Annotated in this window: 12 protein-coding genes; 11 read left to right on the forward strand and 1 reads right to left on the reverse strand. The window is 66.6% G+C overall.

Features of this window, described 5'->3' with window-relative positions:
• Positions 1-41: 41 nt before the first annotated feature.
• On the forward strand, positions 42-1,127 hold the full coding sequence (lptF, locus tag ASE43_RS10970) for an LPS export ABC transporter permease LptF (protein ID WP_057160469.1): 1,086 nt from the start codon (positions 42-44) through the stop codon (positions 1,125-1,127).
• A complete protein-coding gene (gene lptG, locus ASE43_RS10975; RefSeq protein ID WP_057160470.1) occupies positions 1,124-2,227 on the forward strand; it encodes an LPS export ABC transporter permease LptG in 1,104 nt (367 codons plus the stop codon). Before lptF ends, lptG begins: the two co-directional genes overlap by 4 nt.
• A 669-nt stretch (positions 2,228-2,896) precedes the next feature.
• Here lptG and ASE43_RS10980 read toward each other — a convergent pair.
• Positions 2,897-3,373, reverse strand: coding sequence for an RDD family protein (locus ASE43_RS10980; RefSeq protein WP_057160471.1), 477 nt, complete (start codon positions 3,371-3,373; stop codon positions 2,897-2,899).
• Positions 3,374-3,488: 115 nt separating this feature from the next.
• Between ASE43_RS10980 and xerD the strand changes: the two genes are divergently transcribed.
• From xerD to gspG, 9 genes are all read left to right on the forward strand, one after another.
• On the forward strand, positions 3,489-4,463 hold the full coding sequence (gene xerD / locus ASE43_RS10985; RefSeq protein ID WP_057160472.1) for a site-specific tyrosine recombinase XerD: 975 nt from the start codon (positions 3,489-3,491) through the stop codon (positions 4,461-4,463).
• 200 nt (positions 4,464-4,663) lie between these two features.
• On the forward strand, positions 4,664-5,539 hold the full coding sequence (locus tag ASE43_RS10990) for a DsbC family protein (RefSeq protein ID WP_056179043.1): 876 nt from the start codon (positions 4,664-4,666) through the stop codon (positions 5,537-5,539).
• Positions 5,540-5,722: 183 nt separating this feature from the next.
• A complete protein-coding gene (gene purL, locus ASE43_RS10995; protein WP_057160473.1) occupies positions 5,723-9,763 on the forward strand; it encodes a phosphoribosylformylglycinamidine synthase in 4,041 nt (1,346 codons plus the stop codon).
• Positions 9,764-10,186: 423 nt separating this feature from the next.
• Complete coding sequence (locus ASE43_RS11000; RefSeq protein WP_157499856.1) at positions 10,187-12,973, forward strand: RHS repeat domain-containing protein; 2,787 nt, start codon at positions 10,187-10,189, stop codon at positions 12,971-12,973.
• A 93-nt stretch (positions 12,974-13,066) separates the two neighbouring features.
• Positions 13,067-16,384 (forward strand): Ig-like domain-containing protein, encoded by a 3,318-nt coding sequence (locus ASE43_RS21275; protein ID WP_157499858.1) that lies wholly within the window; start codon positions 13,067-13,069, stop codon positions 16,382-16,384.
• A gap of 558 nt (positions 16,385-16,942) precedes the next feature.
• On the forward strand, positions 16,943-18,694 hold the full coding sequence (gene gspE, locus ASE43_RS11010) for a type II secretion system ATPase GspE (protein WP_082607228.1): 1,752 nt from the start codon (positions 16,943-16,945) through the stop codon (positions 18,692-18,694).
• Positions 18,695-18,735: 41 nt separating this feature from the next.
• Positions 18,736-19,200: a hypothetical protein gene (locus ASE43_RS11015; RefSeq protein ID WP_157489405.1), complete on the forward strand. Its 465-nt coding sequence runs from the start codon at positions 18,736-18,738 to the stop codon at positions 19,198-19,200.
• A 7-nt stretch (positions 19,201-19,207) separates the two neighbouring features.
• A complete protein-coding gene (locus ASE43_RS11020; protein WP_056179055.1) occupies positions 19,208-20,425 on the forward strand; it encodes a type II secretion system F family protein in 1,218 nt (405 codons plus the stop codon).
• Between the two features lie 267 nt (positions 20,426-20,692).
• Complete coding sequence (gene gspG / locus ASE43_RS11025; protein ID WP_056179943.1) at positions 20,693-21,124, forward strand: type II secretion system major pseudopilin GspG; 432 nt, start codon at positions 20,693-20,695, stop codon at positions 21,122-21,124.
• Positions 21,125-21,144 lie beyond the last annotated feature (20 nt).

The following is a 21,144-nucleotide window of genomic DNA, read 5'->3' on the forward strand; positions in this document are numbered from 1 at the left end:
GTTTAACGCAAGCCCGCCCCCATGCCGAAGCCCAATGCCCGATGCCCAAGCTTGACCGCTACCTGCTGAGCGAATTCGCCCAGGCCACCTTCGCCACCCTGGTGGTGCTGCTGATCGTCGCCGTGGGCGGGGCCTTCACCGACGTGCTGCAGGACATCGCCCGCGGCCGGGTGCCGGCCGGGATGATGCTGGCCCAGCTGGGCCTGGTGCTGCTGAAATGGCTGCCGCTGATCCTGCCGCTGGCGCTGATGCTGGGCCTGATGATGGGCACCGGGCGGCTCTACCGCGACTCGGAAATGCCGGTGATCGCCTCGATCGGCGTCGGCCCGCGCCGCCTGCTCAAGCCGGTCATGCTGCTGGTGGTGCCGATCGTGCTGGTGGTGGGCGCCTGCTCGCTGTGGCTGGGGCCCTGGGCCGAGCGCGTGTCCAAGCAGATGATCAGTCAGGCCAACCGCAACCTGATCGTGGCCGGCCTGGAGCCGGGCAGCTTCACCGAATTGCCGGGCGGCAAGGGCGGGGTGATCTATGTCGGCGCCATGTCCAACGACGGCAGCCGCTTCCAGCGCGTGTTCGTGTACCGCCAGAGCGACGACCGCCGCGAAATCACCACCTCCAACGACGGCGTGCTCAATGTCGACGAGCAGGGCAACCGCTACCTGACCCTCAACAAGGGCTTCCAGGTCGAGGGGCCGCGCGATAACGGCCTGGATTTCCGCATGATGCATTACGCCAGCAACGAGCTGCTGCTGCCCGCCGGCGAGACCAAGTTCGACCCCAAGAACCCCGAGCTGATGTCGACCCCGGCCCTGCTCGGCGATGCGCGCCGCGAGGCCGGCGCGCAGCTGCACTACCGGCTGGCGCCGCCGCTGCTGACCTTCGCCTTCGCCCTGATGGCGATCCCGCTGGCGCGCAGCATGCCGCGCCAGGCGCGCTACGGACGCATTCTGATGGGCTTCCTGGCCTATCTGATCGGCATCAATCTGATGATCGCGGGCACCGGTTGGCTGGAGAGCGGCAAGATTTCGCTGAGCCTGGGCCTGTGGTGGCTGGTGCTGCCGATGCTGGCGCTGGCGCTGTGGCTGTACTTCGGCGACGGCCGTCTGCGCCGGGCGAGGGCGCTGGCATGAAGCCTTTCCCGAAGATCCACGACGTCTACGTCGGCCGCGTCGTGCTGGGCACGGTGCTGCTGACCTGGACGGTCTTGATGGGCCTGGATGTGATGCTGGGCTTCGTCAGCAGCGAGCTCAGCGACATCGGCAAAGGCAACTACGGCCTGACCCAGGCCCTGACCTACATGGTCTACACGATCCCGCGCCGCGCCTACACGCTGTTCCCGACCTCGGCGGTGATCGGCGCGCTGATGGCCCTGGGCCAGCTTGCGGCGACCTCTGAGCTCACCGCGCTGCGCGCGGTCGGCCTGTCGCGCCGGCGCCTGAGCCTGGCCGTGGCCGGTGCCCTGACGACCCTGACCCTGCTGATGGTGGTCAACGGCGAGACCCTGTCGCCGTGGGCGCAGCGCAGCGCCGAGGCGCTCAAGGCCTCGGCCAAGTCCAAGAACATGATCGTCGCCCAGTACTCGGGCCTGTGGGCGCGCGAGGGCGATTTCATCCTCAACGCCGGCGGCGGTCAGGACCGCAGCAACGGCAAGGACACCTGGCTGGAGCTGCGCGACGTGTTCTTCTACGAGTTCGCCGAGGATGGCCGCCTGAAGTCGGCCGCGATCGCGCATATCGCCGAACACCGTCCGGGCGGCTGGGTGCTGCGCGACGTCACCCGCACCACATTCGGCGCCAAGTCGGTGACCCAGACCCATGTGGCGCAGGAGCGTTGGGAGTCCAAGCTGGACGGCGCCGCGCTGATGGCCGGCTCCGACCGGCCGCGCTACCTGAGTTCGACGGCGTTGGCCGCGGCGATCGACTACCGCGAGCGCAACGGTCTGGACGCGGGCGAGTTCGAAGAGCACTACTGGGGCCGCTGGTTTTATCCGATCAACGTGCTGGCGCTGTGCCTGGCCGCGATTCCGTTCGCGTTCGGCGCGCTGCGCAGCGGTGGCATGGGCAAGCGCTTGTTCATCGGCATCGTGTTCGCGCTGGGCTTCTGGCTGTTGCAGACGCAGTTCGTGAAGTTGGCCAGCGTGTACAAGTTCGATTTCCGCCTGGCTTATCTGATGCCCACGGTGATCATGGTCGGGGTGTCGGCATTCCTGTTCAAGAAGCGCTCGGGCTAAAGCCCGGGCGCTGACCGCAGCGCCCCTGTAGGAGCGGCGCAAGCCGCGGCCCCGACCTCCGGCCGCATCGTAATTTTCGATTCGAGGCGGCTTTCTGTGGGAGCGGCGTGAGCCGCGATCGCGAGCTCTGGTTGCTGCGCAAGCTAGGCTTCAGGTCGGGATTCGGGGCTTTGCTTTTGCCTAGTCTCTTCGTCACGAAGATCAAAGGCTTCCGCCTGCTGCGCATGCGGGTCACTTTCTCTTGCTCCTAGCTCCCTCCTTTATCAAAGGAGGGTTGGGGAGGATTTGCTATTGCTTTGGTTTCGTCTTTTCAGACCGAAGGTCAAGGGCTTCCGCCTGCTGCGCATGCGGGTCACTTTCTCTTGCTAGCCCAAGAGAAAGTAACCAAAGAGAAGGGCTAGCGTGACCAACCCTCCCCTGCGAGTTCGAGGCTTTCGCCGGGATTTTTCGAATGGACATCCCTGTCCATTCGAAAAACGGCGCGCGTCCTGCGCGCCGCCCTACGGGTCTACGACTGGTCGTGTGAGTGCGGTGCCTTTGGATTTCAATGCCGCGGCAACGGCAACGGCAACGGCAATTGCAGCTCCGTGAAAGGCGGTATTCGTAGGATGCGGTGAGCCGCAGGCGAACCGCATCGTCGCGTGGCGGCGGCGATGCGCGCGGATCGAGCTATTTTTTCGGCAACCGAATCAACCGCGTCCCGCTGGCGCGGTCGTGCCAGGTCAGGCGGTCGCGATCCAGCCAAGCCCACCAGAAGCCCAGGCCGGCGGCCAGCAGCGATACGCTGCCGACGCCGTAGCGAATCAACAAGGCCTTCCAGCCCGGCCGGCCGCCGTCGGCGCCGATCAGGCGCAGGCGCCACGGCCGCATGCCCAGGGTCTGGCCGCCGCGGCGCCAGCTGATCGTCGCGTAGGCGCCGGTGAGCAGCCAGCACACCAGCCACAGCAGCCACTGCAGCGCGCTGAACGGCGCGATGTTCTCGTGCACGTCGTGCCCGGACACGGTGTAGCCGACCGAGAACAGGGCCGAGGCCAGCATCCACAGCGCCAGCGCCGGCCAGAAATCGTAGAACAGCGCGAACCAGCGCCACAGCAAGACAGGGGCGGGGCGGGTAGGCGTGTCCGGGGCGGTGTGTTCGGTGCTCATCGCAACAGGATAGCCGCCGTGCGCGCGCGGTCGTAGCGCCGCCGATGCGCGCGTGCGCGATCGCCGGCGCGCGCCGGGCTTGCGCCGCCGCGCCCGGCTGAGGGACGCTGCCGCGATGACGTCGCCGAAATCCCGCAAGACCACGCCCGCCGAACGCCGCAGCCTGGCGATGTCGCTGCCGCCGCTGCCGGACGCCGACGAGGCCGCGATCCGCGTGTTCCTGGATGCGATCTGGGCCGAGAGCGGCCTGGCTCAGCAGACCCTGGACAGCTACCGGCGCGACCTCGAAGGCCTGGCGCGCTGGCGCGGCGGCCGCGACGGCGGCCTGGCCGGCGCCGATCGCGCGGGCTTGTTCGATTACTTGGCCTGGCGCACCAAGGAAGGCTATTCGCCGCGCAGCAACGCGCGCCTGTTGTCGGCGCTGCGGGCCTTCTACGCGCTGCGCCTGCGTCGTGGCGAGCGCGCCGACGATCCCACCGCCCTGCTGGAGCCGCCGCGGCTGCCGCGTTCGCTGCCCAAGGCGCTGGCGGAAAGCCAGATCGAGGCGCTGCTGGCCGCGCCCGAGGTCGACACGCCGCTGGGCCTGCGCGACCGCGCCATGCTGGAACTGATGTACGCCGCCGGCTTGCGCGTGAGCGAGCTGGTCAACCTGGCCGCGACCGCGGTCAACCTGCGTCAGGGCGTGCTGCGCGTGACCGGCAAGGGCGGCAAGGAACGCCTGGTGCCGCTGGGCGAAGAGGCCCAGCACTGGTTGGAGCGCTATCTGGCGCAGTCGCGTCCGCTGCTGGCCGGCAAGCAGGCGCTGAAGCCCCTGTTCGTCGGCGGTGCCGGCGAGGAAAGGGCGCTGACCCGCCAGCAGTTCTGGGGCCTGGTCAAACGCTACGCCGCGGTCGCCGGCATCGACCCGGCCCGGATCAGCCCGCACGGCCTGCGCCACAGCTTCGCCACCCACCTGCTCAATCACGGCGCCGATCTGCGCGCATTGCAGATGCTGTTGGGCCACAGCTCGCTGTCGACCACCCAGATCTACACTCTGGTCGCGCGCGAGCAGCTCAAGCAGTTGCACGCCAAGCATCACCCTCGAGGGTGAACCGCCATTCAACCTGGTCCGGCCGTTTCCAGCCCCGATTCCCGTACTCCCCAGTTCCCGAAAACGCCAACCCCGTCGCGCTAGCGCCACCGGTCCGGCCCCCCCCGGCCGACCCCGTCCCGCGCCCCGTGCGACAATCGTTGAACCACACCTTCCCCGCGCGGTCCAAACGCTCGGTGAACCAGCCAAGGACCCGATCGATGAAGTACGCCCTATTCGCCGTGCTCGGAGCGCTCAGCCTGTCGGCCTGCGCCGAGGCCCCCAAGCCCGCCGCCGATGCCGCTAAAACCCCGGCCGCCGCCAGCGCCAAGCCTGCCGAGGCCAAGGCCGCCGCCGGCACGCCGGACGCGCGCGCGATCGAAGCCATCCGCGTGCTCAACTCGCGCGTCACCGTCGAGCGCGTCGGCGCCGCGCCGATCCCGGGCTTCCGCGAGGCGATCGTCGCCGGCCAGGTGGTCTACGTCAGCGACGACGGTCGCTACCTGTTCCTGCCGGGCTCCGGCGGCGCGCTGTTCGACACCACCGCCAAGAAGAACCTCAGCGAAGTGGCTTTGGCCGGCATGCGCAAAGAGGCGTTGAAGGCGATCCCGGCCAGCGAGCGCATCGTGTTCGCGCCGGCCAATCCCAAGTACACGGTGTCGGTGTTCACCGACGTCGAATGCGGCTACTGCCGCAAGCTGCACAGCGAAATCGCCGAGTACAACCGCCAGGGCATCGCGATCGAGTACCTCGCGTTCCCGCGCGCCGGCATCGGCAGCCAGGACTACAACAAGATGGTGTCGGTGTGGTGCGCGCCGGATCGTCGCAAGGCCCTGACCGACGCCAAGGCCGACCACGCGGTGCCGAACAAGAACTGCAAGAACAGCATCAACCAGCAGTACGACGTGGGCCAGCGCGTGGGCCTGACCGGCACGCCGATGATCCTGGCGGCCGACGGCACCCAGCTCGGCGGCTACGTGCCGCCGGCGGCGCTGCGCGAAACCCTGGACAAGCTGGCCACGGACGGCAGCGCCAAGCCGGCCGCGACCGGCCCGGTCGACGCCGTACCCGCGGCGGCCACGGCCGGCGGGGCCTGAGTCCCGTCGCCCCGGCCGACCCGGCCGGGCGCCACTGACGATGCCGCCGCGAGGCGGCATCGTCGTTTCCGGGCCCCGCCCAGGCCCGCCGGGCTTGCCGCGGCGGGCCGTGTGCACGGAAAACGGCGCGGGTGCGGGCGCTTGGATACAATACCGGGCCCGACGTTGCACGGTTCCCCGGACATGATCGTCCTCGAGGGCCTTTCGGCCCTGTCTCCGTTCCGCCGCGAACGGCTCCAAGCCCGCCTGCAAGCCATTCACCCCGAAGTCCGCCTGATCGACGCCTGGCCCGTGTATTGGGTCCGGCCCGACGTGGGCGCGCAGCCGGATGGCGACACCCTGCGCCGTATCCTGCAGGCCGAGCCGGACGCCGCCGCGCGCGAAGCCGGCGCGGTCTCGCGCTACGTGACCCCGCGCCTGGGCACGCTGTCGCCCTGGGCCAGCAAGGCCACCGAACTGCTGCGCGGCGCCGGGCAGCCGGTCGCGCGCGTGGAGCGCGGCACCCGCTACGACCTCGCCGGCTGGCCGGCCGATGCCGCCATCCAAGGCGCGCTGGCCAAGGCCCTGCACGATCCGATGACGCAGTCGCTGCTGGATGCGCGCGACGACGCCGCGGCGCTGTTCGCGGTGCCGGAGCGCGGCGAACTCGAACGCATCCCGCTGGACGGCCTGGAGAGCGCCAACGTCCGCCTCGGCCTGGCCCTGGCCGAGGACGAGATCGCCTACCTGCGCGAACGCTATGCCGCGCTCGGCCGCGCCCCGTCCGACGTCGAACTGATGATGTTCGCGCAGGCCAATTCCGAGCACTGCCGGCACAAGATCTTCAACGCCTCCTGGACCATCGACGGCCGCGAGCAGACCAGCTCGCTGTTCAAGATGATCAAGCACACCCACGCGCAGACGCCGGAAAACACTCTATCGGCGTACAGCGACAACGCGGCCGTGGTGGAGGGCTATCCGAGCCGGCGTTTCCGCCCGCAGCCGGGCAGCCAGGCCTACGCGGCCGAAGCGGAAACGCCGTCGGCGTTCTGCATCAAGGTCGAAACCCACAATCACCCGACCGCGATCGCGCCGTTCCCGGGCGCCAGCACCGGCAACGGCGGCGAGATCCGCGACGAAGGCGCGACCGGCCGCGGCGGCCGCCCCAAGGCCGGCCTGTGCGGTTTCAGCGTCTCGCACCTGCGCATTCCGACCCTGCCGCAGCCTTGGGAGGGCGAGCGCGCCTTGAACCCGCGCATGGCGCCGGCGCTGGAGATCATGCTCGACGGCCCGATCGGCGCGGCCGCGTTCAACAACGAGTTCGGCCGTCCGAATCTGGTCGGCTATTTCCGTAGCTTCGAGCTCGCCGAGGGCGCGCATGCGCGCGCCTACGACAAGCCGATCATGCTCGCCGGCGGTCTCGGCGCGATGGACCGCATCCAGGTCGCCAAGCTCGGCCTCAAGCCCGGTCACGCCGTGATCGTGCTCGGCGGTCCGGCCATGCTGATCGGCCTGGGCGGCGGCGCCGCCAGTTCGGTCGCATCCGGCGACAGCGCCGAGGACCTGGATTTCGCGAGCGTCCAGCGCGACAACCCGGAAATGGAGCGCCGCTGCCAGGAAGTGATCGACCGCTGCGTCGCGCTCGGCGCGGACAATCCTATCGACAGCGCCCACGACGTCGGCGCCGGCGGTTTGTCCAACGCGATCCCCGAATTGCTGCACGACTCCAACCTCGGCGGCGTGATCGATCTGGCGCGCGTGCCCAGCGACGATCCCTCGCTGTCGCCGATGCAGCTGTGGTGCAACGAATCGCAGGAGCGCTACGTGCTCGGCCTGCCGGCCGACCGCGTCGCCGACTTCGCCGCGATCTGCGAACGCGAGCGCTGCCCGTTCGCGGTGGTCGGTTACGCGACCGCGGAAGAGCGCCTGGTGGTGGGGTATGGCGCGACCGTCGAATCCGTCTACGGCGTTGCGGATTCCCTTCTCCCGCCTGCGGGAGAAGGTGCCCGCAGGGCGGAAGAGGGCACGCGGCAAGGCGTTGGCGGCGACTCTCAGCAGTGGCCGATCGACCTGCCCATGGACCTGCTGTTCGGCAAGCCGCCGAAGATGCACCGTGACACCCGGCGTCCGCCGACCGCGCCGTGGCCGGCGCTGAACTGGAACGGCCTGGACCTGCATCAGGCCGCGCTGCGCGTGCTCGCGCATCCCACCGTCGCCTCCAAGCAATTCCTGGTCACCATCGGCGACCGCAGCGTCGGTGGCCTGACCGCACGCGATCAGATGATCGGCCCCTGGCAGCTGCCGCTGGCCGATTGCGCGATCACGCTGTCGGGCTTCGAAGGCTATGTCGGCGAAGCCATGGCGATCGGCGAGCGCACCCCGCTGGCCCTGCTGGATGCGGCCGCGGCCGCGCGCATGGCGGTGGGCGAAGCGATCACCAACCTGTGCGCCGCGCCGGTGGAATCCTTGAACCGGATCAAGCTGTCGGCCAATTGGATGGCGGCGGCCGGTCACCCGGGCGAGGACGCGCTGCTGTTCGACGCGGTCAAGGCGGTCGGCCTGGAGCTGTGCCCGGAGCTCGAGCTGAGCATTCCGGTCGGCAAGGACTCGCTGTCGATGCAGGCGCAATGGCAGGCCGACGGCGTCGCCCACAAGTCGGTGTCGCCGGTGTCGCTGATCGTGAGCGCGTTCGCGCCCGTGGTCGATGTGCGCCAGCAACTCACCCCGCTGCTCGCCCGCGAGCCCGACAGCGAGCTGTGGCTGATCGGCTTGGGCGCGGGTAAGCAGCGTCTGGGCGGCTCGGTGCTCGCGCAATGCCATCCGCAGGCGACCGGACCGGCCGAGGCCGGCGGTCTGCCCGCGTTCGCCGCGCTGTCCGCCGATGGCGACCGCGACGACCTGGGCGTGCCCGATCTCGACCACCCGCAGCGCCTGCGCGATTTCTTCGAACTCATCCGCGACGCGCGCGAAGCCGGCCTGCTGCTGGCCTACCACGATCGCAGCGACGGCGGCGCGTTCACCGCGCTGTGCGAAATGGCGTTCTGCTCGCGCCTGGGCCTGGATATCAGTCTGGACGGCTGGGGCGAGGATCCGTTCCGCACCCTGTTCAACGAGGAACTCGGCGCGATCGTGCAGATCGCCGACGAGGACCGCGCCGAATTCGCCGACCTGGTCGCGCGCCATGGCCTGATCGACTGCGCTCAGCGCATCGCCAAACCGGTGCTGAGCCGCGTAGAAGGCGCGGCGGCCGCACCCGCGGTGCGCGTGCGCGAGGATGGCGCAACCCTGGCCGAGTGGCGTTGGGACGAGCTGTTCGATGCCTGGTGGTCGGTCAGCCACGCCATGCAGAAGCTGCGCGATAACCCCGATTGCGCCGATGAGGAGCGCGCGATCGCGCGCGACTTCGCCGCGCCGGGCCTGAAGCCCAAGCTCACCTTCGACCCCGCCGACGATGTCGCTGCGCCGTTCGTGAACCTGGGCGCGCGTCCCAAGGTCGCGATCCTGCGCGAGCAGGGCGTCAACGGCCAGATCGAAATGGCGGCCGCGTTCGACCGCGCCGGCTTCGAAGCCTTCGATGTGCACATGAGCGACCTGATCGCCGGCCGCGTCTCGCTGCAGGACTACAAGGGCTTCGCGGCCTGCGGCGGTTTCAGCTACGGCGACGTGCTCGGCGCGGGCCGCGGCTGGGCCACCAGCGTGCTCGAGCGCAGCGCCCTGCGCGACGCGTTCGCGGCCTTCTTCGCGCGCGAGGACAGCTTCTCGCTGGGCGTGTGCAACGGTTGCCAGATGCTAGCCCAGCTCAAGCCGATCATCCCGGGCGCCGAGCACTGGCCGCGCTTCCTGCGCAACCGCAGCGAACAGTTCGAAGCGCGTCTGGGCCTGCTCGAAGTGGGCGAGTCGCCGTCGCTGTTCTTCCGTGGCATGGCCGGCTCGCGCATCCCGGTGTCGGTGGCGCACGGCGAAGGCCGCGCCAGCTTCGATAACAACCTCGACCAGAGCGCGGCGGACATCTCGTTGCGTTACATCGACGGCGAAGGCCGCGTCGCCGAACGCTACCCGCTCAATCCGAACGGCTCGCCCGACGGCATCGCCGGCCTGACCTCGCGCGACGGCCGCGCCACCATCCTGATGCCGCACCCCGAACGCACCTTGCGCAGCGCCAACTTGAGCTGGGCCCCGCGCGACTGGAGCGGCGACTCGCCGTGGATGCGCATGTTCCGCAATGCGCGGGTGTGGGTGGGGTAAGTCTTGGCGCCGCAGCGAGCGAGGCATTGAAGAAGGGCGTCCGCAAGGGCGCCCTTTTTTTGTGCCAGTTGGCACGCATAAAAAGCGGCGAATTTCGCATGGCCGGCTTGGTGCGCGCACGCCGCTTGCGACGGCGATAGAACCGCTGAATTGCGCTCGATTCGACGGCATAGCGTTCGGATCTGCGCCGAGCCGTGCTCGCATTGCGCTAAGGCGTGATCGCGCATGCGCATGCACGGAGTTTCACCACGAACATCCGATTGACAGCCTTTTCCACTCGGCTGCGATCCTGCGATCAGGCGTGCGCCCACTGCGCCGAAGCGAACGCATTCGCGCGTTCTTCGGTCCGACAATGCATCGACACGACCGGGAGTTCATACCGGTCTCACATCGGGCCTCTGGTCCTGGGTCGAGGGGAAGACCGTGCGATATCTGATCGGTGCATTGCTCACGCTTACGTCCTGCGCGGTTTGCGCGCAGAAGGCGCCGTGGGAGGAATACGACAAGCTCATCAAGTCGGCGCAGACCATCAAGTCCGAGGGCCCGACCTTGTTCGGCGATTCGGTGAACCTGTACACGGGCGCGACTTCGTTCGCGACCGTGGACGTGTCGATCCCCGGCAACTTTCCGATTCCAGTCGCGCTGGGGCGGCGTTTCTCTTCCGCGACCGACGCGCGCAGCCGCCCATTCGGAGATTGGGATTGGGACGTTCCGTATATCAGCGGCAACTTCAGCCGCGCCGAAGGCTGGGTGTTGGGAACCTCGGCCGCCACTGCCAGCGCCAATCGCTGTTCGTTCCCCACCAGCCCGGAAACGGCGCGGCCACCCTTGGTCAAAGTGCAGAGTTCGACGCCTACGAGTGCGCCGGCGGTGCAGCCCTGGGAATACTGGAGCGGCTACAACATGTCGGTTCCTGGCGGAAGCCAGGAACTGCTGATCGCGACCGCGGAGACGCGACCGCGCCCCACCGACGGCGGCGTGTACCCCTGGGTCACCAACAAGCATTGGCACCTGTCCTGCGTGTCGAGCCTGCAGAGCGGACAGGCGGGCGAGGGCTTTATGGCGCGTTCGCCTGACGGTACCCGCTACCGTTTCGACTGGATGGTGGCGCGTCCTTCCGACGATCTGTTGAAGCCGGTGGTCAGCCAGGGCGTCGTGGTTCAGCGCCCGGTGCCGCGCGACGAGATACGCCTGTATCCGACGCGGATCGAGGATCGATTCGGTAACTGGGTCGCCTACGCCTGGAGCGGCGCCAAACTGCTGTCGATCACCTCCAGCGACGGCCGTCAGCTCAGCTTGAGCTGGGAGAACGTCAACGGCTACGACCGGGTCACCAAGGTGGCGACCAACACCGGGCGCGAATGGAGCTATGGCTATTCGCCGTACTCGCAGCTCACGGCGGTGACGCTGCCCGACAGCAGCCAGTGGGCGATCAATTTCGCCGCGCTTTGGGGAAGCCCGTACTACGAGATCGACGAAGAAACCATGACCGACGGCCGTCGCGTGCCTCTGCAGGACAAGGCGCTGTATTGCTCCTGGATGCGCAAACTCAGGCCGCTGACACGTACCGCGACCATCCGGCATCCGTCCGGCGCCAGTGGCGAGTTCGTGTTCCAGACGGTGCGCCATGGCCGAAACGGCGTGCCGTTCGATTGCGTCTTCCCGCCGAACATGGGGCCGCGTCCCGATCCCGATTTCGAGCCGGGCGATGACACGCTGAGCGCCATGATTCCGGCACGCTTCGACGTGCTGGCCCTGCAGACCAAGCGCGTCACCGGGCCGGGCCTGCCGGGTCATGTCTGGAGCTACAGCTACACCACTCCGATCGGTAGCTGGGAAGGCGAGTGTCCGAGCTGCGCGACCACCAAGACCACCACGGTCACCGATCCCGACGGCGATCGCACGGTGAATACCTACGGCGTGGTCTACAACGACAACGACGGCAAGCTTTTGAAGGTCGACGTTTACGCCGGCAGCAGCTTGCTTCGCAGTTCGACCACCACCTACCTCAGCAATGCGGCGGCGCCGAATCAGGAGTTCGCCGACCGAATGGGCGTAAGCCCGCAGATTCGCCTCGACTCCTTCTCGTCTGAACGCCAGCGGCCGGCGGTGTTCAGCTCGGTGCAGCAGGACGGCGTGCGCTTCGATACGACATACGAGACATTCGACGAGTTCGCCCAGACGAAGCGCGTTTGGCAGTCGAACACTTTGGGCTACACCCGCACCGACATCACCGAGTACCTCAACGACAAGGCGAAGTGGGTGATTGGCCAGGTCGAGCGCCAGACCAACTTCAACACCGGTGCTATTCCTTCGCGCACCGAATACGACCCCGCTACCGCATTGCCAAAGAAAACCTTCGCCTACGAAAAACCGCAGCAGGGACTGACCTACAACGCCGACGGTACGCTGGCCAGCGTCGTCGATGGACGCGGTTTGGCCACGACGGTAAGCAATTGGAAGCGCGGTATTCCGCAGACGATACGTTTTCATGACGGCACGCAGAAGCTCGTGGGCGTGGACGGAAACGGCTGGGTCGGATCGGTTGCCGATGAAAATGGTTATGCCACGGGCTATTCCTACGATTCCATGGGGCGTATCACGCGCGTCACGCAGCCGGCTGGCGACAATGTCGCGTGGCTGGATACGGTGCTGCGTTTCGAACCCGTAGCCACGGCCGAGTACGGCCTGGAGGGCGGGCATTGGCGCCAGGTGGTGACCACTGGGAATCGAAAGAAAATCGTCTATTTCGACGCTTTGTGGCGTGCCGTTGTGGAGCAGGAAGAGGATATGGCTAACCCTGCCGGCACGCTGCGCTGGAGCGCCAAGCGCTACGATGACGAAGGGCGGACAGTGTTCGCCTCCTACATGCGCAATCCACGGGTCGATGGTGAGTCGACGTTCTCAAATCCCGCATTGAAAGGCATGGTGTCGCAGTTCGATGCGCTCGGACGGCCGACGCGGACGATACAGGACGGCGAAGAGGGGCCGCTGACGACGGTGATCGACTACCTGGCCGGTTTCAAGCGTCGCACCACCGACCCACGCGGAATCGCCACCAGCGAGACGTTCGAAGTCTATGGGACGCCGGGTTACGACGCGCCGAGGCAGATCGACGCCGCTGAGAACACCGTCGACAAGGCCCGCACCACCATCGTTCGCGACGTGCTGGGCAATACCAAGGAAATCGTGCGCGGTCCCGGGGGTTAACCGGCGTTCGCATAGGGGATTGCGATCCGCGCGTGTGCGCGGGTTGCGGTGGGGCATGGGACAGCAGGCCGGATTCGGCCCATAGGTCGGTTTATGCGCAAGACACGTGATGTGGTGGGTTCCCTGTGGGCGACGAGCGCGCCGCGGCGAATGGCGTTGTGGCTGTGGCTGCTGGTGGCGGTCTTGCTGCCGGGCTTGGCTGTCGCTGCGGCGGGGCCGACGCTGAGCTTCAGCTATCCGGCAACGCCTGAGCGCGACTACGCCGCACCAGCCAACGTCAAGGTACTGCTGAACGCGACTTCGGGCTGCGGCCCCATCAATATTTTCGTCAGCGGGCCGGGGTTGGATACCTCGATCAACAACGGCGATACCCTCAACAATCTGCCGCCGGGTCGATACTTCATCGATGCTTCGTTCGAGATGTGCAATCGGCAGTGGATCGACCCGGTTAGTGCGGGGCGTGCATTCAATGTGCTAGGCGGCAGCATCACCGCTTCGCCGGGCACTTGCACCATCCCTTGGGGCGGCAGCAGCTGCACGTCGACGATCAACTGGAGCTCGAACGCTCCTAGTGCGCAGATCTGGTACTCGTTGCCCAATGGCAGCGGCATGACGCTGTGGACGCAGGGCCAGAACGGCTCGGCGCTGGCCGGGATCGACACTAACGGTCGGCGCTTCTACCTGAAGAGCGGCGATCTAACGCTAGCGACCGTCGATGTAGCTGCGGTACCAACCAATAACAGCGCGCCCACGGTTGGTCTGACCGCGCCCGGGCACAGCTATGTCTACCAGCTCGGGGCCGCGGTGCGGCTCGCGGCTAACGCCAGCGACACCGACGACGGCGTGCAGCGGGTCGAGTTCCTGATAGACGGCGTCAAGGTGGGCGAAGACATCAGCGCGCCCTACGAATTGAATTGGGTCGGCACCGAGGGCGGTCACACGTTGGTCGCGCGTGCGTTCGATACGCGCGGCGTGTCGACGTCGTCCGCAGGCATGTGGATCGTCGGCAACGGCCGCCCCGTCATCACGCTGACCAGTCCCGCCAACGGCGCCCAGGCGAATCTGCCCGCAAGCTTCGTCCTGAGGGCGGATGCGTCGGATTGGGATGGCGTGAACCGGGTCGAGTTCTATGCCGATAGTCAGCTGGTCAATACCGATACCGTGGCGCCCTACGAGTACACCTGGTCCGGTGTAGGCGTGGGCTCGCACAGCGTGCACGCGATCGTGCACGACAACCTTGGCGCCTCGGTGCAATCGGCCACCGCCAACGTCACGGTTTCGCAGCCGCCATCGGGTCCGACGGGTGTCGCTAGGCGCTACGTCTACGACCTGCATCAGCAGTTGTGCAAGGTCATTGAGCCCGAAACGGGCGCGACAGTCATGGGCTACGACGCGGCCGGCAACCTGGCCTGGTCGGCCGCCGGTCTCGATCTTCCGGACCAGAACAACTGCAATACCAACGAAGGCTATGCGTCCGGTCGTCGTGTCGATCGCGGCTACGATCAGCGCAACCGTTTGCACACCTTGGTGTTCCCTGACGGTCGCGGCAATCAAACCTGGGTCTATACGCCCGACGGTTTGGCCAAGGAGATCAGCACCAGCAACGACGGCCCGGGTTTGGGTGTCGTGGTCAATACCTACGCCTACAACAAGCGCCGCCTGCTGACTGCCGAAACGCAGGCCCTGCCAGGCGACTACACCGGCCTCATCGCCTACGCTTACGACGCCTACGGCAATCGCAGCCAATACACCACGCCGGACGGCCAACCGATCAGCTACGCCAACAACGCGCTGGGCCAGCCGGTCAGCGTGAGCTCGAACTGGGGCAATCACGCCACTGGTATCAGCTACTACCCCAACGGTGCGATCAAGCAGTTCACTTACGGTAATGGCGTCGTCCACACCCTGACCCAGAATGCCCGTCAGCTGCCTAGCTCCAGCGCCGACGCGGGCGTGGCTCGGTTGGACTACACCTACGACCCCAATGGCAACGTCAACGGCATCCTGGATCGGGTGCGCGGCGATACCTACAGCCGTTGGATGACCTACGACTATCGCGACCGTCTGACCGCCGCGGGTTCGTGCAGTTTCCTCGGCGATTGTTGGCATCGTTTCACCTACGACCCGCTCGACAACCTCAAGAGCTGGACCCTGGGCGGCGTCAAGGATCACGCTACCTACTACTACGATGATCGTAACCGCCTGACCAACATCCGAAACAGCGCGGGTGCGGCGGTGCTGGGCCTGGGCTACGACCCGCAGGGCAATCTGGAGAACAAGAACGGCCAGGCCTACCAGTTCGACTACGGCAACCGTCTGCGCACGGTCGTCGGCAAGGAGGCCTACCTATACGACGCGCAGGGCCGGCGCGTAGCTACGACCGGGCGCCCCGACACCACGTACTCGCGATCGTTCTACAACCTCGATGGCCAGATGGTGATGAGCGAAGACCATCACACCGCCGAGGCGCAGAACGACAGTCGCCCCGAACTCACCGTACCGCACGTCTATTTGAACGGCAGTCTATTGGCGACGATCGAATGGAACCGCGCGGCGGGCAACGGTCAGGTCAAGTACCACCATACCGACGCGTTGGGCAGTCCGATCGCGGTCACCAATGCCGCAGGCGCGGTCATCGATCGCACCGACTGGGAACCCTACGGCGCGGCAATCGGAAAGACGAACTACAACGGTGTGGGCTACACCGGTCATGTAATGGATGGCGCCACCGGCCTGACCTACATGCAGCAGCGATACTACGATCAAAACCTTGGAAGATTCCTGAGTGTTGACCCGGTTACTGCTGATGTTATGACGGGAGGGAATTTCAATCGGTATAAGTACGCAAACAACAATCCTTACAGATTTGTTGACCCTGATGGAAGGCAAGAATTCACAGCGCTGAGGGCGTTTCTCGTTTTCGTAGGCACGGATGTGGCTACTCCTGATCCATCAGATGCGGCGGCCCCAGGAAAAGCCGCTGTATATGGTTCTGCTATCGCGGGCCTAGCAATTGGTGGGGGCATTACCTGGCTGGCAAATCAAGCTATGGAGGGTGGTTCCAGCGCAGAGGGAGGCAGCCAAGGAGATTTGCACGCGCCAGGTGATGCTCCCGACGGAACCGTTATAGTGAGGGGCGGGGTGGGTGATATGCCAGAGCCAGGAGAGCTTATCTCAGGCTCTCAAGGCGACACCGTCGCGGATGCTGCAGCTGGGGTGCCCCACGGAACCATCAGCACTTCCACTGCGGGCGAAATTAGAGCGGCTGGAGGAAAGGTAGAGGTGGCGCCGGAGCCGACGCGCTCGGGAACAATAAATGGCAAGCACGTTAATGTTATCGAGGGTGGAAAAACTACGACGTTTGGTCCTCGTCAGCCGAATCCTGTGCCAAGGGAAGATCGCATCAAGTGACAAGTACAGATCGCCTTCAGTTTGAGATCGTTCGTTATCGGGATTTCTTCGATGTCCCTCGGCTTATTTTAGCTAGTCACCGAGGTGTGTTTTGGATCTTTGATTGTGTGTTCGATGAGGCTCGTGACGAGTATTCAAGTGAATATGCGGTTCATTCCTTGGAGCGGGGCTCAGACGCGGCGCTAGCCTCGTTTGCGGCTCTGGCCGCAGGAAAGAATCTGTATTCTGTTGGGGTTGTTCCTGTCGCAAACTTGAAGTTCGACGTAACAAAGAGGATGAGTTTTTCAATCGACGGTGGCGTCGGCTTTCCCTTCGAAAGAAAGGGGTGACCCCCTGACCCCCAAGGAGGTGAGGGTCTGTTTACGAAGTGTAGCGAGATGGTTGGGTGTCCTGAGGTCTGTATCCATTGTGGATGCTCGATCTTTGACCGGATGGAGGCTGCTGGCCGTCGTGGCTGCGGTTCCGGCCTCCCCGGCCCCTGCGTCGCCATTTCTTTTGAAACTGCTAAAGTCCAACGTTCACGCGCAGGAGGGTGACGTGAACGCAGTAGCCACCAATATGGGATCGCCCGTGGCTCCGGAACCCGGGCTGTCCGCCGCCGAGGCCGGGGCCGGAGGCCCGCAGGCCGCCGTGGACGCGGCCATCGTCGAGGCCCTGCTGGCCAAGGGCCGGCTCAAGGAGCCGGACCTGGCGCGCGCGCGCCGGCTGCAGGAGGAAACCGGCGGCAGCTTGCTGGCGCTGCTGGCCCGGCTGGGCCTGGTGTCCGAGCGCGACCACGCCGAAACCGTGGCCGCGGTGCTGGACCTGCCCCTGGTCAGCATCAAGGACGCACCGGAATTACCTCCGGAAGGCGTCGCCCTGACACTCAAATTCATGAAGCAGTTCGCGGTTTGCCCGGTCCGCGAGACCGAGCAGGCCGTTGAGGTGCTGATGGCCGACCCGCAGGATGTCTACACGCTGGACGCGCTGCGCCTGGCGACCCAGCGCGACATCCGGCCTTACGTGGCGCTGCGCTCGGAGATCGGCGACGTGATCGAGCGCTGGCACGGCCAGGGCCGCAGCGCGATGGGCGCGATCGTGGAGACCGCCGAGGGCGAGGGCTCGGGCGATCTGGACGACGTCGAGCACCTGCGCGACCTCGCTTCCGAGGCGCCGGTGATCCGGCTGGTGAACCTGGTGATCCAGCGCGCGGTCGAGCTGCGCGCGTCGGACATCCATATCGAGCCGTTCGAGAACCGCCTGAAAGTGCGCTACCGCGTCGACGGCGTGCTGGCCGAGGGCGAGAGCCCGCCGGCCAATCTGACCGCGGCGGTGATCAGCCGCATCAAGATCATGGCCAAGCTCAACATCGCCGAGCGCCGCCTGCCGCAGGACGGCCGCATCATGCTGCGCGTGCAGGGCAAGGAGCTGGACCTGCGCGTGAGCACGGTGCCGACCGCGCACGGCGAGTCGGTGGTGATGCGACTGCTGGACCGCGAGACGGTGGTGTTCGACTTCTACAAGCTCGGCTTCACCGACGAGTTCCTGCCGCAGTTCCAAAAGGTGTTGGACCAGCCGCACGGCATCTTGCTGGTGACCGGCCCGACCGGCTCGGGCAAGACCACCACGCTGTACACCGCGCTGAGCAAGCTCAACACCAGCGACGTCAAGATCATCACCGTCGAGGACCCGGTCGAGTACCAGATCGAGGGCATCAACCAGATCCAGGCCAAGCCGCAGATCGGCCTGGATTTCTCGCATGCGCTGCGCTCGATCGTGCGCCAGGACCCGGACATCATCATGATCGGCGAAATGCGCGATCTGGAGACCGCGCGCATCGCGATCCAGTCCGCGCTGACCGGCCACCTGGTGCTGAGCACGCTGCACACCAACAACGCGGCCGGCGGCGTCACCCGCTTGCTCGACATGGGCGTAGAGGACTACCTGCTGACCTCGACCATCAACGGCATCCTGGCCCAGCGCCTGGTGCGCCGCCTGGAGCCGACCCACGCCGAGAAGTATCCCGCCTCGCCGGAGGAGATCGACAAGTTCCATCTGCGCCGTTACCAGCCGCAGGGCGAGATCTTCCTGTATCGCCCGCGCGGGTCGGCGCTGGCGCCGACCGGTTACCACGGCCGCACCACGATCATGGAATTCCTGGTCATGAACGACGAGCTGCGGCGTGCGGTGATGCGCCATGCGGGCATGGGCGAGATCGAGCAGATCGCGCGCGACGCCGGCATGCGCACCATGTACGAGGACGGCATCGTCAAGGCCCTGGCCGGGCACACCACGATCGAAGAAGTACTGCGCGTGACCGAGGACGCGTGATCGCGTCGCGGCCGCGCGCCACCACCATAGGGGCAGGGCGTATGAGTAACGCAACGGTAAGGATATCGGGCCTGTGTGCGCTGGCGGCCGCGCTGGCCATGGCCGGCGTCGTGCATGCGGCGGGCAAGGCGCCCGCCAAGTCGCTGAGCAAGGACGCGCTGCCAGCCGGCTTCGCGGTCGGCAAGGGCCAGCCGCCGTTGACCCTGAAGGTGGACGTGGCCGACGGCAAGGCCAGCAGCACGGTGGTCAGCGACGCGGCCCAGGCCAACGTCACCGCCAGCGGCGGCGCCGACGGCGGCGAGACCATGCTGACGATCCGTCACGACCTGGCGGTCGCGATCAAGTTCGATCTCTACATCTCCTCCGACGGCGAGCGCTTCGAGTACACCAGCTCCTGCGCGGTCACGCCGGGCATTTCCAGTTTCGAGATGTGGTCGCGCCCGATTCGCGCCTTCGCGCTGGGCAACCCGCGTGTGGTGCCGGCCGACCGCATGGCCTGCGACTGAGCCGCCGATGGCCCTGTACCACTACAAAGCCCTCAACGCCCGCGGCGAAATGCTGGACGGCCAGATGGAGGCGGTCAGCAACGCCGAGGTCGTGCAGCGCCTGCAGGAGCAGGGTCATCTCCCAGTCGAGGCCAAGCTGGCCAGCGAGGCCAGCGGCGCTTCGGTATGGAAGGGCCTGTTCAAGCCCAAGCCGTTTGCGGGCGCGCGCCTGGTCCAGTTCACCCAGCAGTTGGCGACCCTGCTGGGCGCCGGCCAGCCGCTGGATCGCGCGCTGACCATCCTGCTGGAACTGCCCGAGGACGAGGCGGCCAAGCGCACCGTCACCGACGTGCGCGACGCGGTGCGCGGCGGCGCCTCGCTGTCGACGGCCCTGGAGCGCCAGCACGGCACCTTCTCGCGCCTGTACATCAACATGGTGCGCGCCGGCGAAGCCGGCGGCAGCATGCACGAGACCCTGGCGCGCCTGGCCGACTATCTGGAGCGCAGCCGCGCGCTGCAGGGCCGCGTGATCAACGCCCTGATCTACCCGGCGATCCTGGTGGTGATGGTCGGCGCCAGCCTGTTGTTCCTGCTGGGTTACGTGGTGCCGCAGTTCGCGGTCATGTACGAGAGCCTGGACGCGCCGTTGCCGTTCTTCACCAAGATCGTGCTCAGCATCGGTCTGTTCGTGCGCGACTGGTGGTTCCTGCTGGTGGCCACGCCGGCGGTGGCGTTCTGGTGGTTCGACCGCAAGCGTCGCGACCCGGTGTTCCGCGAGGCGCTGGACGGCTGGCTGCTTAAGCGCAAGTTCGCCGGGGCGCTGGTCGCCAAGATCGAAACTGCACGTTTGGCGCGCACTTTGGGCACGCTGGTGCGCAACGGCGTGCCGCTGATGACCGCGCTGGGCATCGGCCGCAACGTGATGGACAACCGGGTGTTGGCCGCCGATGTCGAGGCCGCGGCCGAAGAGGTCAAGAACGGCGTCGCCCTGTCGACCGCGCTGGGCAAGGGCAAGCGCTTCCCGCGCCTGGCCCTGCAGATGATCCAGGTCGGCGAGGAGTCGGGCGCGCTGGACACCATGCTGGTCAAGACCGCCGAGACCTTCGAGCACGAAACCAGCCTGGCCCTGGACCGCATGCTGGCGGCGATGGTGCCGGTGATCACCGTGGTCCTGGCCGGCGTGGTCGGTACGGTGGTGCTGGCCGTTTTGACGCCGCTGTACGATCTGACCAATGCGATCGGCTGAGCGCGGGGCGACAAAACTGCGACACGGTTCCCTGTTCAGGCTGGCGCCCGGCGGTCCGGATCGGCGCGCTTCCGCCGTTTTGAACGCAAGCTGTACCGCTTCCCGCGCGCTTGCACCGGCGTCGGGATCGCGGCACAGAATCGAGCTGGACCACGCCGCTCCGGAACCGTTCCGGCACGCGGCGGTCGAACCGAGTCGCGGGGGCAGCGGGATCGTCCCTGGCAGGATCGCCTCTTCTGTGTACCCAACCACTTACGGATGAACGAAATGCGAAATCCCCGTTCCCTGCGCCGCCCGTCCGCCGCCCTGCAGCGCGGCATGAGCCTGATCGAAATCATCATCGTGATCGTGCTGATCGGCGCGGTGATGACGGTGGTCGGGACCAAGGTATTCGGCGCCAACGACAACGCCAAGTTCAAGCTCGCCAAGACCCAGGTGCAGACCCTGGCCGGCAAGATCGAGTCCTTCCAGATGGACACCGGCCGCCTGCCGGGCTCGCTGGACGAGCTGGTCAAGGCGCCCTCGGACGCCAGCGGCTGGCTCGGCCCCTACGTCAAGGACACCGACCTCAAGGATCCCTGGGGCCACCCGATCGAGTACCGCTCGCCCGGCGAAGGCCGCGATTTCGACGTGGTGATCCTGGGCAAGGACGGCAAGCCCGGCGGCACCAGCGTCGACGGCGACGTCAAGTACGAGTAAGCCGCGCATGAGGCAGTCGC

Origin of the sequence: Lysobacter sp. Root983 (genome assembly GCF_001429345.1) — a bacterium.
In the GTDB taxonomy this organism is placed as follows: domain Bacteria; phylum Pseudomonadota; class Gammaproteobacteria; order Xanthomonadales; family Xanthomonadaceae; genus Lysobacter.